This is a genomic window from Streptomyces sp. NPDC001393, assembly GCF_053597455.1.
On record NZ_JBSFIH010000019.1, the window covers coordinates 104,035 to 121,693 of the forward strand.

The window sequence follows — 17,659 nt, forward strand, 5'->3', positions numbered from 1 at the left end:
TCAGCCGTACGCCGCTGCCGTGCGCGGTCGTGCGGAATCCGCCCGCGTCACCGTTGCCTGAGGACACCTGCCCAGATGCCTGCGAACGAGCCCCGGAAGCAGTCCACCATCACGCCCCTCACCACCGCCGAGGACGTACGGGCCTGGCTGGGGTCGGCCGTCGCCGAGGCCGCCGGGCTCGACCCGCTGGCCGTCGACCCGAACCGGCCGATCGCGGAATTCGGGCTGGGATCACGCCAGTTGGTGACGCTGGCCGCCCAACTCTCCGAACGAACCGGCCGGCCACTGGAGCCGTCGCTCGTCTTCGACCACCCCACGATCGCCGCGCTGGCCGACGCGGTCCTCGGCGAGCCGCCCGCCCCGGCGGTCGGCCCAGCCTGTGCCGAGGCTGCGCCGCGGGCGGCGGACGACGACATCGCCATCGTCTCCATGGCCTGCCGCTTCCCCGGCGGCGCCGACGACCCCGAAGGGCTCTGGCGGTTGCTCGCCGCCGGCGAGGACGCCATCTGTGAGGTACCGGCGGGCCGTTGGGACACCCAGGGCCTGTACGACCCCGACCCCGAGGCCACCGGCAAGGCGTACACGCTGCGCGGCGGCTTCCTCGACGGCATCGACCGCTTCGACGCCGCCTTCTTCGGGATCTCGCCCCGCGAGGCCGACGCCATGGACCCGCAGCAGCGGCTGCTGCTGCAGACCAGCTGGGAGGCGATCGAGCGGGCCGGTTTCGTCCCCGAGACCCTGCACGGCAGCTCCACGGGCGTCTACATCGGCCTGTACGACAGCGGATACCTCGCCTCCGCCTCGCTGGACCGGCTCGACGGGCACGTCGGCACGGGCTCGGCACCCAGCGTGGCCTCCGGGCGCATCGCCTACACCCTCGGTCTGCAGGGCCCGGCGGTCACCGTCGACACCGCCTGCTCCTCCTCCCTCGTCGCCCTGCACCTGGCGGCCCGCGCGCTGGCGGCAGGCGAGTGCGACCTCGCGCTGGCGGGCGGCGCGAGCCTGCTGGTGACCCCGCGGGCACACGTGGAGTTCAGCAGGCTGCGCGGGCTGTCGCCGTCCGGGCGGTGCAGCCCCTTCTCGGCCGACGCGGACGGCGTGGTGTGGGCCGAGGGCTGCGGTGTGGTGCTGCTCAAGCGGCTCGCCGACGCCCGCCGCGCCGGCGACCGGGTGCTCGCCGTGGTCAAGGGCTCGGCCGTCAACCAGGACGGCCGCAGCCAGGGGCTGAGCGCCCCCAACGGCCCGGCGCAGGAACGGGTGCTGCGCGCCGCCCTCGACGCCGCCGGACTCGCACCGGACGACGTGGACCACGTCGAGGCGCACGGCACCGGCACCCCGCTCGGCGACCCCATCGAGGCTCGCGCACTGGCCGCCGTCTTCGGACCCGGCCGCCCCGCCGACCGGCCGCTCGGCGTCGGCTCGCTGAAGTCCAACATCGGTCACACCCAGGCCGCCGCGGGCATCGGCGGCGTGATCAAGACGGTGCTCGCCCTCGGGCACGAGCTCATACCGCCGTCCCTGCACGCCGAGACCCTCACGGAGCACGTCGACTGGGCCGGCGGCGGCCTGGCCGTGCACGACAGCGCCCGGGCGTGGCCGCGCGGCGGCGACCGGGTGCGGCGGGCCGGGGTGAGCGCGTTCGGCATCAGCGGCACCAACGCGCACGTCGTGCTGGAGGAGGCACCACAGGACGTCGAGGCACCCCGGGACGGCATGGGGGAGGCACACCGGGACGGCATGGAGGAGGCACCGCGGGACGTCGTCGCACCGGCCGGGGCGGAGGCGGAGCTGCCCGGCCCGACGCTCTTCCCGCTCTCCGCCCGCACCCTCCCCGCGCTCCAGGGACAAGCCGGCCGACTTCACGCACATCTCGTCGCGCAGCCGGAGTCGCCGCTGCCCGCCGTGGCCGCGACGCTGGCCCACCACCGCACCCACTTCGAGCACCGCGCCGTCGTCCAGGCGGCCGGCCGGGACGAACTGCTGACCGCGCTGCGAGCCCTCGCGGACGGCCGGCCCGACCCCGGCCCGACCGCCGGCCCCCGGCGGACGCTGCCCGCGGGCAAGGTGGCCTTCGTCTTCCCCGGCCAGGGCGCCCAGTGGGCCGGCATGGCACGTGACCTGCTCGAACGCGATCCCGTGTTCGCCGACGAACTCGACCGCTGCGACGCCGCCCTGCGACCGTTCACCGGCTGGTCCGCGGCGGCGGTCCTGCGCGGCGAGGCGGGAGCCCCGTCCCTGGACCGCGTGGACGTCGTCCAACCGGTGCTCTTCGCGGTGATGGTGTCCCTGGCCGCGGTGTGGCGGGCCCGCGGCGTCCGGCCGGAGGCCGTGATCGGGCACAGCCAGGGCGAAGTGGCCGCGGCCTGCGTCGCCGGCGCACTCAGCCTCAACGACGCGGCCGCGGTGGTCGCCCTGCGCAGCCGGGCCCTGACCGAGCTGTCCGGCACCGGCGCCATGGCCGTCGTCGCCCTGCCGCACACCGAGGTCGCGACCCGCCTCGACGGTCTCGGCGGCCGGGTCTCGGTCGCCGCCGTGAACAGCGGCCGGGCGACCGTGATCGCCGGTGACGTGGAGCCGCTGGAGGGCCTGCTCGCCGACCTCGACCGGGAACAGGTCTTCGTCCGTCGCCTCGACGTCGACTACGCCTCCCACAGCGCCCGGGTCGAGCAGGTGCGCGCGACGATCCTCGACGAGCTCGACGGCGTGACCACGTACCCCACGCCGGTCGTCTGGTACTCCACCGTCACCGGTGAGCCGGTCACCGAGGAGCTTCAGGCCGACTACTGGTACACCAACCTGCGCGAACCCGTCCGCTTCGCGCCCACCGTGGAGCGCATGGCGGCCGACGGCTACCGCCACTTCGTCGAACTCGGCCCGCATCCGTCCCTGCTCACCGCCCTGCACACGATCGGCGAGGAGTCCGGCCACGAGCTGGTCGCCGTCGGCTCCCTGCGCCGCGACGAGGACGGACCCGCCTGCCTGGACCGCGCCGCCGCCGAACTGCACGTCCACGGACGGCGGTTGGACTGGCGGCGCCTGGTCGCCGACACCGCCTGGGCGGACCTGCCGACCTACGCCTGGGACACCCGGCGCCACTGGATCGCACCCGAGTCCGCTTCCGGCGCCCCCGGCCTGTTCGACCGCGCCGCGCACCCGTTGCTCGGCGTCCAGCTGCAGTCGGCCGACGAGACCCGCTGGACCTTCCGCAACGAGTGGTCCCCGGCCACCGCCGACTGGCTGTCCGACCACACCGTGTTCGGCCGGACCGTGGTGTCCGGCACCACCCTGCTGGAGCTGTGCCGGGCCGCCCTCGCCGTGGCCCGCCCGGACGACCCGGCCGACGTGACCGACCTGCTGCTGCTCGCCCCCCTCGTGCTGCCCGCCTCCGGCACGGTGGAGGTGTCCGTCGAGGTGGTCACCGCCGGCCCGGCACCGGAGATCACCGTGCACAGCCGCCCGCGCGGCCAGGAGGCCACCGGTTGGACCCTGCACGCCACCGCCTCGGCGGCCGCGGCGACCGAGGCGGCGGGGCGGCCGCCGGTGTGGCCCGAGGGGGCGGAGCCCGCCTGGAGCCCGGACACCTACGAGCGGCTGACCGGGCTCGGTCTCGGCTACGGTCCGGCCTTCCAGGGCGTACGGGAGGCGGTGGTGACCGGCGCCGGCGAGCTGCTCGCCCGGCTGTCGCTGCCGCCCGTGGCCCACGACCTGGCCGACCCCTACCCGGTCCACCCCGCGCTGTTGGACGCCGCGCTGCACGTGGCCGCGGCCCTCGAAGGGGGCGCCGCCTCCGACGCCCGGGTGCTCCTTCCGGTCTCCGTCGGCCGCGCCGCGCTGTCGCACGGCGGCGCCGACGACCTCACCGTGTCCGTGCGCCGCACCGGCGCCGCCGGCCCGGATCTCACCCTGGACGTGACGCTGTGGGACGCCGACGGCTTCCCCGCGGGCCGGGTGGAGGGGGTACGGCTGCGGGCCGCGAGCCCGGCGGACCTCGCAGCCGGTTCGGGCAACGGGCGGCACCTGTACGAGGTGGTCTGGACGGCCGCGCCCGAACCGCCCGCCGAGGCACCGGCCGATGCCTGGACCGTCGTCGGCGACCCGTCCGACCCCGGCGTCGACGCGGCCCTGCGCGGCCTCGAAGCCGCAGGGATCCGGTGCAGCGACACGGGTGGACACGTGCTCGTACGGTTCTGGCCACAATCGGTCGAGGACGCCGAACCAGCCGCCAGCACACGGGAGTTGGTGGAATCCGCGCTGGCCGAACTGCAGACACTCGCCGCGCAGGAGGAGGCACCCGCCCGGATCATCTGGGTGACCCGCGGCGCGGTCGCGGCCGACGACCGGGACACCGTGCCGGGCCTCGCCCAGTCGGCGCTGTGGGGCCTGGCCCGCAGCGCCCGTGCCGAGCATCCGGACCTCGGGCTGACGCTGCTCGACCTCGACGGCACCGATCCCGCGGCCGCCCTGCTCGCCGCCGTCGCTCACCGGGACGAGCCCGAACTCGCCGGGCGCGCGGGCACCTTGCTCGTGCCCCGGCTCGTGCGCGCCCGCGCCGCCGGCACGGACCGTGCACGGACACCCGTCGACGGCACCGTACTGATCACCGGAGGCCTCGGCGCCGTCGGACGCCACATCGCCCGGCTCCTCGCCGAACGGGACGTGCCCCGCCTGCTGCTGACGTCCCGGCGCGGAGCCGACGACCCGCGCACGGCCGAGGTCACCGCCGAACTGGCAGCGCTCGGCGCCGAGGTCGAGGTGACGGCGTGCGACGTCGCCGACCCGGCCGCCCTGGCCGACGTCATCGGTCCCGTCGTCGGCGAACTCCGAGGCGTCGTGCACTGCGCCGGCGTCCTGGACGACGGGGTGGTCGCCGAGCTGACCCCCGAACGCCTCGTGCGGGTGCTGCGCCCCAAGGCCGACGGCGCCGCCCACCTGCACCGGCTCACCGCGGACGCACAGCTCGACCTGTTCCTGCTGGTCTCCTCCGCCGCCGGTGTCGTCGGCAACGCGGGCCAGGCCAACTACGCAGCCGCCAACGCCTTCCTCGACCAGCTCGCCCACCACCGGCGCGCCCTGGGCCTGCCCGCCCTGTCGGTCTCCTTCGGCGCCTGGGCCGGCGAGGGCCTGGCCGCCGAACACGCCGACCTGGAGCGGATGGCCCGCCTCGGCCACCGCGCCCTCACCCCGGAACAGGGCCGCGACCTCGTCGAACTCGCGCTGCGCCGGGACGTCCCGCACCTGGTCGCCTGGGCCCTTGACCTGCCCCGCCTGCGCGAGACCACGGCCGGCGCGGGCGGCGCTGCGGCCGCGCTGTGGCGTTCGCTGCTGCCCGCGCCCCGCACCGGGCAGGACGGCGCGGACGGCCTGGCGGACCGGCTGGCCCGGCTGCCGGAGGCGGAGCGCACAGGCCGCGTTCTGGCCCTGGTGCGCGAGGAGGCCTCCCGCGCCCTCGGTCTGCGCTCGGCGGACTCCGTCCGCCCCGACCTGCCGCTGCGCGACCTCGGCATGGACTCGGTGACGGCGGTGGAGCTCCGTAACCGCATCGGTGCCCGCCTCGGCTCCCGGCTCCCGGCCACCCTGCTGTTCGACCACCCCACCCCGGCCCGCCTCGCCGAGCACCTGCTGGCCACCGTGATCGCGACGAGCGGCCCCACCGCCCGCCGTCCCGCGCCCGCCGCGCCGCACACCCGCGCCGCGGCGCACGACGAGCCGGTCGCCCTGGTGGCCATGGCCTGCCGCCTGCCGGGCGGCGTGGGCGACCCGGAGGAGCTGTGGCAGCTGGTCGCCGAGGGCCGTGACGCGGTCGGCCCGTTCCCGGCCGGGCGCTGGGACGTCGAGTCGCTGTACGACCCCGACCCGGAGGCGCCGGGCAAGTCGTACGCCCGGGAGGGCGGCTTCCTGGACGACATCGAGTCCTTCGACGCGGGTTTCTTCGGCATCACCCCGAAGGAGGCCGCCGCCATGGACCCGCAGCAGCGGCTGCTGCTGGAGACCGCGTGGGAGGCGCTGGAGCGCGCCGGGATCGTCCCCGCCGAACTGGCGGGCAGCACCACCGGCGTGTACGTCGGCATGTTCGGCAGCGACTACCTCTCGGGCTCCCGGCTCGACCAGCTGGACGGGTACGTCGGCACCGGGTCGGCGCTCAGCGTGGCCTCGGGCCGGCTGGCGTACGCGCTCGGGCTGCACGGCCCGGCGCTGACGGTGGACACGGCGTGCTCGTCGTCGCTCGTCGCGGTGCACCTGGCGGCGCAGGCGCTGCGGTCGGGCGAGTGCGACCTGGCGTTGGCCGGCGGTGTGACGCTCATGGTGACCCCGCAGACCTTCGTGGAGTTCAGCCGGCTGCGGGGCCTGTCCCCGACCGGCCGCTGCCGTTCCTTCTCCGACGACGCCGACGGCGCCGTCTGGGCCGAGGGCGCCGGCATGCTCGTACTGAAGCGGCTGAGCGACGCGCGGCGGGACGGCGACGAGGTGCTTGCGGTACTGCGCGGGACGGCCGTCAACCAGGACGGCCGCAGCCAGGGCCTGTCCGCGCCCAACGGCCCGGCGCAGGAACAGGTGATCCGGCGGGCCCTGGACCTGTCCGGCCTCGAACCCGCCGACATCGACTATGTGGAGGCGCACGGCACGGGCACGACGCTGGGCGACCCGATCGAGGCCAACGCCCTGGCGCAGGTCTTCGGTGACTCCCGCGCCCCGCACCGCCCGCTGTACCTGGGCTCGCTCAAGTCCAACATCGGGCACACGCAGGCCGCCTCGGGCATCGCCGGGCTGATCAAGGTGGTGCAGTCGCTGCGCCACCGGATGCTGCCGGCCACCCTGCACGCCGGCACACCCAGCCGGCACGTCGAGTGGGAAGGCAGCGGCCTGCACCTGCTGCGGGAGGCCGTGCCCTGGCCGGCGGCGCAGGAGCGGGTGCGGCGGGGCGGGGTCAGCGCCTTCGGGATCAGCGGGACCAACGCCCATGTGATTGTCGAGGAAGCCCCGCCGTCCGCGCCAGAGCCCGAGCCGGTGGCTGAACTCCCTTCCGGCAAGCGGCTGTTCGTGCTGTCCGGGCGGAGCGAGGCCGCGCTGCGCGGGCAGGCCGCACGGCTGGCCCGGCACCTGACCGATGACACCGAGCTGCCGGACGTCGCCCACACCCTGGCCCGGCACCGCAGCCACTTCCCCTGGCGGGCGGCCGTCACGGCGGGCGACGTGGACGAACTGCGCGCCGCGCTCGATGCGTTGGGCAGCGGCCGGGCGCGGCCGGCCGCACCGCGTGACGAGGAGACGGGCAAGGTGGCCTTCGTCTTCGCCGGGCACGGCGGCCAATGGCCGGGCATGGGACTGGAGCTGCTGGCCGGTTCCCCGGCGTTCCGCGAGGAGCTGACCCGGATCGACGAGGCGGTCCAGGGGCACGTCGGCTGGTCGGTGCTCAACGTGCTGCGGGCACCGGAGGAGTTCTCCCCGCTCGACCGGACCGAGTACCTGCAACCGGTGCTGTTCGCGGTCAACGCGGCGCTGGCCGCCGCGTGGCGGGCGCTCGGCGTGGTCCCGGACGCCGTGGTCGGGCACAGCCTGGGCGAGATCGCCGCCGCGTACAGCGCGGGCGCCCTCGGCCTGGACGACGCCGTGGCCGTGGTGACCGGGCGGGCCCGGGCCGTCGTCCCGCTGGTCGGGCAGGGCGGCATGGTCGCGGTGGAGTTGCCGCGGGCGCAGGTCGAGGAACTGCTCGCCCCCTACACGGACCGGCTGTTCGTCGCCGCGGTCAACAGCGCGGGCTCCACGGCCGTCTCCGGCGCCACCGACGCGCTGACCGAGCTGCGCCACCGGCTCGAAGAACAGGGGATCGCCGTACGACCCCTGTCGACGCCGTTCGCCTCGCACACCCCCCTGATGGAACCCCTGCGCACGGAGTTGCTCGACCGCTTCTCCGGCGTCCGGGCCGCACCGGCGCCGACCCCGCTGTACTCGACGGTGCTGGCCGAACCCGTCTCCGGCGAACGGCTGGACGCCGACTACTGGTACGCCAACCTCAGCCGGCCCGTCCGTTTCGCCGACACCGTCCGGCGGATGCTGGAGGACGGCTACCGCTGTTTCGTCGAGCTCAGCCCGCACCCGTCGCTGCTGTCGTCCGTCGAGGCGGTGGCCGCCGAGGCCGGGATCGACGTGGCCTGCGTCGGCTCGCTGCGCCGTCAGCAGGACGGGCCCGACATCCTGCTGCGCAGGCTCGGCGAGTTGTACGTCGCGGGCCACACGCCCGACTGGCCGGTGCTGTTCCCGCACGGCCGGCGCGTCGATCTGCCGACGTACGCCTTCGCCCGCGAACGCCACTGGCTCACGCCCGCCCCGGCCACCGCCACGGGCTCCTCACCGGTCCTCGGCACGCACGTCGAGTCCAGCGACGAGCCCGACCGGCACCTCTTCCAGAGCGACATCGACCTGCGCGACAGCCGCTTCGCCTATCTGAGCGACCACCGGGTGGACGGCGAGGTCTGGCTGCCCGGCGCCGCCTTCCTCGACATGGTGCTGGAGGCCGCCACCGCGGTGCAGGACGGTCACCAAGTCCAGTTGAGCGAGGTCGAGTTCGCGCAGCCGTTGCGGATGGATCCCGAACGGCCCGTACGGATGCAGCTGGTGCTGCGGCCCGCCCGGGACGGCTTCCGGTCCTTCACCGTCGCCTCCGCGGCCGCCGGTGAGCGGCGCCCGCGGTGGGTACGGCACGTCGGCGGACGCGTCGCGGTGACCGGCGAGCGGACCCCGGCCGACGTGCGACCCGACGTCGTACGACCCGACGCCGTACGACCCGACGACGTGCGGCTCACCACCGTGCGTGAGCAGTGCACGCAGGACGCGGACCTGCCGGCGGTGTACGCCGGGCTGAGCGCCCTCGGCATCGACTACGGCCCCGCCTTCCGGGGCCTGGAGCAGGGCCGCCGCGGCCACTCGGTGGCCCTGGGCCGGCTGGCCGCCCGGCCCGCCGCGGGTCATCTGCTGCACCCCGCGGTCCTCGACGCCGCGTTCCACACGGCCGCCCTGCCCCAGGACGCGCCCCAGGGCCGGGCGTTCGTGCCCGCCGGGGTGGGACGGCTGCGGTTCACCGGCCTGCGCACCACGCCCGCCTGGGCCGGCTGCGAAGTGCGCTCCGTGTCCGGCGACACCGCCACCCTGGACCTCAGGATCTGGGACGAGGACGAACAACTCCTCCTGGAAATACAGGAGTTCCGGGTGGCCGCGCTCTCGCCGCTGGACGGCGCCCTCTTCGAGACCCGCTGGCACCCGCGCCCGGTGGCGCAGGAACCGCCGGTGAAGGGCAGCTGGCTGATCCTGGCCGACGACACCGGGGTGGCGGACGCGCTCGCCGAGCGGCTCGGCTCCTCGGTGCCGCACGTCGTCGCCCGCAGGGGCGGCGCCTTCGCCGTCGAGGGACCGGGACGCTACGTCCTCGATCCGGCCGACCCCGACCACCTGGCCCGGCTACTGGCGGAGGCCTTCGCGGGCGGACAGCCCGAGCAGGTGGTGCAGCTGACCGCCCTCGACGCCCCGGCGATCGGCGACGCCGGAACGGCCGAGCAGGCGGCGCGGCTGTGCTGCCTGAGCACCCTGCACCTGGTGCGCGCCCTGGCCGGCCGTCCGCAGGGCCGGGCCCCGCGCCTGTTCGTGGTCGTACGCGGCAGCCAGGCGGCCGGTGACAGCACCTCGGTGACCAACCCGCAGCAGGCGCTCGCCTGGGGCTTCGGGCTCACGGTGGCGCAGGAGTACCCGGAGCTGTCGACCACGCTGATCGACCTGCCGCCCACCGACGGCGTCGACGCCCTGTGGACCCAGCTCAGGCACGCCGACGACGAACGGCTCGTCGCGCTGCGCGGCACCGGCCGCCTGGTGCCGCGCCTGGCCCACACCCGCCCGGACGACGGCGGCCACGGCGAGACCTCCGCGGACGGCGTGCACCTGATCACCGGCGGTCTGGGCGGCCTCGGCCGCGTCGTCGCCGAGCGGCTGGTCCGCCGCGGGGCCCGCCGACTGGCTCTGATGAGCCGGGGCACGCCCGACGCGGAGGCCAGGAACTGGATCACGGGTCTCGAAGCGCGGGGCGTCACCGTCCACCTGGCCCGCGCCGACGTCGCCGACCGGGAGAGTCTCACGGCCGCCCTGGACGCCGTACGCGACGCCTGTGGCCCGATCGCCATGGTCGTGCACGCGGCCGGAGTGCTCGACGACGCCACGGTGGCGAACCTGACCGACGCACGCGTCCTGCGGGTCCTCGCCCCGAAGGTCCTGGGCACCGCCCTCCTCACCGAGCTGGTCCCGGAGGCCCGGAACCTGGTCCTGTTCGCCTCCGCGGCAGGACTCCTCGGGTCGGCCGGGCAGAGCCCGTACTCGGCGGCGAACGCCTTCCTCGACGCCTGGGCACACCACCTCTCCCGCACCGACCGCCGGGCGCTGAGCCTGGACTGGGGCGCCTGGGCCGGTGTCGGCATGGTCGCCGGATCCGGCACCCGGGCCGCCGAGACCAGCCGCTCGGGCCTGGTCGCCTTCTCGCCGCAGGAAGGAGGCGAGCTGTTCGAGCGGGTCCTGGCCACCGCCCGCCGCCAGCTCGCGCCGATCGCCCTGGACCGGGAGATGCTCACCCTCGTCCCCGACGCCGTGCGCACCCGCCCGATCCTGGGCGACCTGGTCACCGTCCCGACGGGCACGGCCGCCTCGGACGACCTCGTCAAGAAGGTGTTCGCGGCGACGACCGACCGGGACCGCGCCACCTGGCTGGAGGCGTACGTCCGGGCCCGGGTCGGCGAGGTCTCCGGAGGAGCGGTCGACGTGTCGGCGACCACGGCCCTGAAGGAACTGGGCCTGGACTCCCTGATGCTGGTGCGCTTGCGCAACGCCTTCGTCCGCGAACTGGGCGTGGAGCTCCCGGCCGCGGACGTGTTCGCGGCGTCCGACATCCGCGGTCTCGCCCAGGCCCTCGCCGAGGGCCTTCCGGAGCGGGGCGCCGTGGCGCGGCAGGACTCCGGCGACCTCGCCGGGGAGGTACCTGAGACCGAACTGCGGCCCGCGACACGAGACGTCGTACGACTGCTGCGCAGCGCCCGGCCGGGCATGCCGGACGCGGCGCACGGCATCGGCCTCGCCGTACGGCTGACCGCGCCGACCACCCCGGAGACGCTCACCGGCATCCTCACCCGGCTCGTCGCGCGGCACGCGGCCCTGCGCACCGCGATCGTCACCGGGGAGGAAGGCGTCCGGCACCTGCGCGTGGACCGGGAGCCGGCACAGCCGGTGCTGCGCTGCACCGTCGTCGAAGGCCCACTCGACGGCGCCCAGCGCCTGCGCGCCCTGCTGGAGCCGCCGTTCGACCTGGCGACGACGCCGCTGTGGCGGTTCGAGCTGGTGGACGGCGGCGCCCACGGCCAGATCCTGGTGTTCGGCGCCCACCACGCGGTCAGCGACCTGCAGTCGCTGCTGCTCGTGGCCGGGGAGATCGACGCGGAACTGTCCGGCACCTCCCTCGACGCCGCCGCCACCAACCGCGACATCGCCCTGCTCATCGAGGCCCAGCAGGGCGGCGAGGGGGCGGGCGCCGAGTGGCGCGAGCACTTCCACGGCAGCGAACGGCTCGACCTGGAACTGACCCGGCCGCGCCCGGGGACCCGGTCGTACCGGGCCGGCAGCGTGACCGTGACGATCCCCGACGGGCTGATGGAACGGGTCGCGGCGGCCGCGAGCAGCCTGGCCGTCACTCCCGCCGCCTTCTGCCTCGGCACCCTGACGGTGCTGCTGGCCGGAAAGCGGGAACGGGAGCGGTTCGTGCTCGCCGTGCCCGTGGACACCCGCATCCACGCCGACGCGTACGACGCGGTGGGCTTCTTCGGCGTGCCGGTGCCGTTCCCGGCCGAGGCCCGCGCGGGCGAACAGGTCGCCGAGGTGCTGCGCCGCACCGACGCGCGCCTGCAGCGCCTCCTGGCCAAGGGCGCCATGTTCTCCGACGTCCTGGCCACCCTGGCCCGGCAGGGCCTGCACCGGGAGAACGCGCCGCTCGTCGAGGTCTACTTCAACTACGTACGGTCCTCGCGCCGGCTCACCCGGCTGGAGGTGCTGCCGGCCGGCACCGGCTACTCCGACCTCGACCTGATGATCACCATGACCCCGGACGCGGCACGCATCCGGCTCGACCACAACCTGGACATCCTGGACGCCGCGACCACCGCCGAACTGGGGGAGGAGTTCCTGAAGCTGCTCGCGGAGACGGCCGAAAACCCGGCGATGGCGGCGCGCGCCGGCACCCGGGCTCCCGCCGGCACTCTGGCTCCCGCGGGTGAGGCGCCCGCACCTCGCCGCTCTCTGGCCCTCGCCGCCACCTTCGCCCTCGGCAACCTCCCGCTGATGTGCGAGGCAGCCGTCGGGAACGGGGCCGGGGACGGCGGACCGGCGATCACCGAGGCGCCGTACCACCACGTGCTCGCGAGTCTGAAGGACCCCTCGGGCGTCTTCGCCGACCCCGAGACCGCGGTGGGTGCGGTGCTGCTGCGGGCGGTGGACCTGGAGCGCTTCGGCCCGGTCGACGACGCGCTGCTCGCCGAGCTGCGCACCGCCTACCCGGCCGCGCTGAAGGCCCTGTCGGAACGCACCCGCAAGCCGCTGATCGTCGGCTTCCTGCCCGCCGCCCGTCAGGAGGACCGACTGACGCGGTGGGAGCGCGAGGTGGCCGCCGACCTGGCCGGCCTGCCCGGCATCGCGGTGCTCGGCCCCGACGACTGGAACCGGCACCACCCGGGCGGGGATCGCTTCGACGAGCGGACCGACCGGCTGGCCCACCTGCCCTTCACGCCGCGCTTCCAGGCGGCCGTGGCGCTGCGCCTCGCCGACGTCGTACGGGCGGTGCTGCGCCCCGCGCCCAAGGTGATCGCGGTGGACGGCGACGAGACCCTGTGGGGCGGGGTCGCCGGCGAGATCGGCCCCGAGGCCGTCGACCTGACCGGTCCGCGCGCCCTGCTCGCGCGCAGGCTGCTGCAGTGGCGCGAGGCGGGCGCGCTGCTGGCGCTCGTCAGCAACAACGACGAGGCCACGGTCCGCGCCGTCCTGGACCGCCCGGACAGCCTGCTGAAGGCGGGACACTTCAGCGTGCTGTCGGCCGCCTGGGGACCGAAGCCGGGCCGCCTGGCCGAGGCCGCACGCACACTCGGCCTCGGCCTGGACAGCTTCCTGTTCCTGGACGACAACCCCGCCGAGATCGCCAAGGTGCGCTCCGCGCTGCCGCAGGTGCTGTCGGTGACCTGCCCGTCCGCGGACGAACTGGGGGAGTTCCTGGGCCGGTTGTGGCCGCTGGTCCCCGCGGCGGTGACCGCCGAGGACGCGCTGCGGGCCCGGTTCTACGCGCAGGAACGGGAGCGGGAGACCGTCCGGGCAGCCGCCGGGTTCGAGGAGTTCCTCGCGCAGCTGCAGCTGGAGGTCGACATCCGGGCGCTGTCCGAGACCGACGTGCAGCGGGCCGAGCAACTCGTCCGCCGCACCAACCAGTTCACGCTCCACCCCCGGTCGGCCGACGGCGGCGACGTCGCCCGGTGGCGGGAGCGGGGTGAGGTGTGGACGGCGGCGGCCCGGGACCGGTTCGGCGACTACGGCCAGATCGCCCTGCTCGCCCTGCGCGCGGACGGCGACCAACTCGACGTCCTGGCCTGGCTGATGAGCTGCCGGGCGCTCGGCCGAGGGGTCGAGGAACGCCTGTTGCGGTGGCTGGCCGACCGCGCCGAGGAACAGGGCTGCGCGAAGGTCCGGCTGACGGCGGAGCGCACGGAGCGCAACGGACCGGCACGGCGCCTGGTGGCCGCGCTCGGCGGCGGTGACCCGGGCGACGAGCGCCTGGAGGCCGTGGTCACACCGGACCACCTGAGGGCGTTCCGGTCCTGGGAGCAGCAGTGAGGACGTCCCGCGGCAAGGACCTTGTCAAAGGCAACGGAAAGACGCGCACATCGATGAAGGGCTCTCATGCGTGACGTGACGGAGGACTCCGGGCAGCGGGCGACCGCCGAGGCGATCGAGCGCGGTGGCGGCGGGCTCGGCGTGGACGACCTGCTGGCCAGGGTGACGCAGGCCGCCACCGGCGCGGACTCCGGTGCCGCCCCCGCCCCCGCCCCGCCCCGGGACGTGGACGGCCTGGCCGCCGCCATCGCCGCCGCGGCGGGCCGCCATCTGCCCGCGGGACACCTGTCGCCCGACGCCGACTTCTTCGACGCGGGAGGCACGTCCGTGCACGCCGTGGAGCTCGTCGCGGAGCTGGAGGGCGAGCTGGGCATCGAGTTCGACCTGGACGAGGTGTTCGCCGACGCCCGTCCGATCAGCCTCGCCCGGCGCTGGCTGCAGGCGACCGGGGCGGAAGCGCCGAGCGGGGTCACCCCGCCGGCCGTGCACGCAGACACCCCGGCGCCCACCGCCGTGCCGGCCGCCGCCACAGAGCCGGTTTCCGGCGCGGGTGCTGTTGTGGCTCCGGCCCCTGGCACGCTGCCGGCCTCCGGTACGCTGCCCGCCTCCCGCGCCGGTGCCGAAGTGGCTCCGGCCCCTGGCACGCTGCCGCTCTCCACGGCGGGCGCTCTCCCGGCTCCCGCCCCGCGCACCCTTCCGGTCCCGACTCCGCGCACTCCACCGGCGCTCCGCCCCCCTGTCGGCAGCGGCGACGACCGGTATTCCAGGGCCCGCCGCGAGGATCTCGACCAGATCCTCGCCGATCTGGCCCTCGCCGACCGCCTGCCGTTCGCCGACGTGCCCGAGCCGCTGCCGCCCCGCCGGATCCTGCTGACCGGCGCCACCGGCTTCCTCGGCAGCCACATGCTGCTCGACCTGCTCCGGCACAGCGACGCACATGTCTACTGCCTGGTGCGCGCGACCGACGAGGAGGCGGCCGTCGCCCGGCTCGGCGAGGCGCTGAAGAGTTACCGGCTGCCCTGGTCGTCGGAGGTGCGGCGCCGGGTGACCGTGCTGCCCGGCGACATCCGGCGGCCGCGGCTCGGCCTGTCCGACGACCTGTGGCACACGCTCGCCCATGAACTGGACAGCGTCGTGGGCGTGGCCGCGGCCGTGGACTTCCTGCGCGGCTACCAGTCGCTGCGGGCGAGCAACGTCCTCGGCGCGCTCACCCTCGCCGAACTCGCGGCCACCGGGCGGCCCAAGCCGCTGCACCACATCTCCTCGATCGCCGTCTTCAACGAGGTCGGCATCACCTCCATGGGCGAGGACGACCCGCTCGCCCATGTCGACCGGCTCGTCTCGGGCTACGACCAGTCGAAGTGGGCCGCCGAGGTGGCCCTGCGCCGTGCCCGCGACCACGGCCTGGTCGTCACCGCGCTGCGCCCCGGCGGCATCGGCGGCCACACGAAGACCGGCGCCTACAACCCGCAGGACCTCAGCAGCGGCCTGATCTCGGCCTTCGGCCGCTTCCGCACCGTACCGGCCTTCCGCTACCTGAACGCGGCCCCGGTGGACTGGGTGAGCCGGGTCGCCGTCGCCGCGATCTGCGAGCCCGACGCCTGGGGCTACGACTACCACCTCACCGGCGTGCCCAACACCCTCGACGAGGTCGTCCGTGACATGGCGCTCGGCGGCATGCACGTGCGCGTCCAGGACTGGGACGAGTGGCGCACCGACGCTCTGGCCCGCCTCGCGGCCGAACCGGTACCCGAACTCGCCTTCCTTTCCAGGGTGTTGCAGAGCCCGACCGCCCTCAAGCTGTGCGAGGCGACCCTGAAGGGCCCGGCGGCCGAAGGGGCACGCACCGCCGCGCTGGTCGAGGCGCTAGGGCTGCCGCCCGCGGCCCGCTACGACGCGCAGGCCCAGCTGAGGACCTTCGAGCGGCTCGCCGAGGACGGCCTCGCCCGGCTGCCGCACAAGGACGACCAGCCCTACCTGTGGTTCTCCGAGACGACACAGGGCGGCGTGGGACCGGTCGGCGCCCCCGCCGACAGCCCCTGCTCCATGGCCCTCACCCTCTCCATCGCGAGCATGTACCAGCTGGTGAAGGAGCGCAGGGTCGACGTGACCGGTGAGGTCGTCTGCGCCGCCGTACATCCCGAGCCGCTGACCGTCGAGCGCGGCGACGTCTGGATCCGCCCCGAGGAGGGGATCCCGCAACAGCACGGACTCAGGCACCAACTCCTGCGCTACCGGCTGCGGTTGCGCGACGCCGATGGCGGCCACTGGTGGCTGGAGGGCCACAAGTACGCCCGGGCCCGCCGCGACCTGTGGCGGCAGACCCGCGCGCTGACCGTGCGGATCGGCCGCGAGGGCGAGGCGGCGAGCCTGGCGGGCGAGGTCGTCGTGCCCGCGGACTCCTACGTCCGCGACCAGATCGACGGCATCAAGGTCGACCCGCGTCTGACCAGCCAGGAGAAGCGGGCCGCCAAGCTGACCTGGCTCGCCTGGTTCGGCCTGGAGATGGGCCGCGGCCTGCTCGGCCCGTTCGCCCGCGCCGCCGCGGACCTGCTCGACCTGCGCCGCACCCCGACCCTCACGGAGCACCACCGATGATCTTCAGGACGACCACCTCGCGCCCGACCCGGCCGGCGCTGCGCCGGGTCAGGACCACCGCGGCCCTGCGCCCGCTCCACCACCGCCTCGACCCGGCCTGTGTCGAGGAGATCCCCTTCCGGGCGGACGACGGCGTCCACCTCGGCCTGACCCGCATCCACACCGGCGCCGCGGACCGCCCCGCCGTGCTGCTCCTGCACGGACACACCGCGTCCGCCGACATGTTCCTGCTGCCGGAGACCCGCAATCTGGTCGACGTCCTCCTCGACGACGGCTACGAGCCCTGGCTGCTGGACTGGCGGGGCAGCTGCCGGCTGCCGTACAACGAGACCGGCCAGCGGTACACGTACGACGACGTGGCCCTGTACGACATCCCCGCGGCCGTCCGTCACGTCCGCGAGCGCACGGGCGACCGTCCGCTGTTCGTGGTCGCCCACTGCATCGGCTCGCTCACGCTGTCCCTGAGCATGGCGGCGGGACTGGTCCCGGGCCTGGCCGGCGTGGTGTCCCAGGGGGTGTTCCTGACGCCGAAGCTCGCCGGCCGGACATCGCTGCGGATGTCACTGGCGGGTGAGCTGCTGAAGACACGGATCGACCACATCCCGGTCGACTTCCGCACGGTGGGCCTGTGGTCGAGGTACACTCCGCTGTTCGCACTGGCGTCACGGAAGGCGAGCTGCCCGGACCCGACCTGCCAGATCCTGCACAACTCCGCCTGGGGCACGGGCGCCTCGCTCTTCGTGCACGAGAACCTGTCCGAGGCCACCCACGACCGCCTCGCCGACCTCCTCGGCCCCGCGCCGCTGTGGATCCTGCCCCATCTGCGCCGCATCGAGCTGGCCCGCAGCGTGGTCCGCTGGCACGACACCGACCACCGCTACCGAGCCCTGCCGCCCAATGCGCTGGACGCGGCCGGCCGCATCGACACCCCCGTACTGCTGCTCTCCGGCAGCGAGAACGGGCTGTGGCTGGACTCCCAGCGGCTCTGCCACGACGTACTCGCCCACCGGCAGCCCCAGTTGGACGTGTCCTACACCGAGATCCCCGGTTACGGCCACCTGGACACGTTCCTCGGCCGGGGCGCCGCCCTGGACGTCTTCGGTCACATCCTCGATTTCCTCGGCGAACGGCGGTGACGGCCGGCCGTCCGTCACCGCCGTTCTCG

The 17,659-nt window shown here is 75.1% G+C and carries 3 protein-coding genes; all 3 read left to right on the forward strand.

From position 1 onward, the window contains the following. Positions 1–75 precede the first annotated feature (75 nt). The 3 genes from ACWC2T_RS21725 (at position 76) to ACWC2T_RS21735 (ending at position 17,630) form a co-directional block, all read left to right on the forward strand. Complete coding sequence (locus tag ACWC2T_RS21725; protein ID WP_450671983.1) at positions 76–13,896, forward strand: SDR family NAD(P)-dependent oxidoreductase; 13,821 nt, start codon at positions 76–78, stop codon at positions 13,894–13,896. A 66-nt stretch (positions 13,897–13,962) separates the two neighbouring features. After that, the gene (locus ACWC2T_RS21730; RefSeq protein ID WP_450671984.1) at positions 13,963–16,494 is read left to right on the forward strand and encodes a thioester reductase domain-containing protein; all 2,532 of its coding nucleotides are present in this window, start codon (positions 13,963–13,965) and stop codon (positions 16,492–16,494) included. Next, positions 16,491–17,630, forward strand: a complete 1,140-nt coding sequence (locus tag ACWC2T_RS21735; protein ID WP_450671985.1) for an alpha/beta hydrolase — start codon at positions 16,491–16,493, stop codon at positions 17,628–17,630. Before ACWC2T_RS21730 ends, ACWC2T_RS21735 begins: the two co-directional genes overlap by 4 nt. Positions 17,631–17,659: the final 29 nt, after the last annotated feature.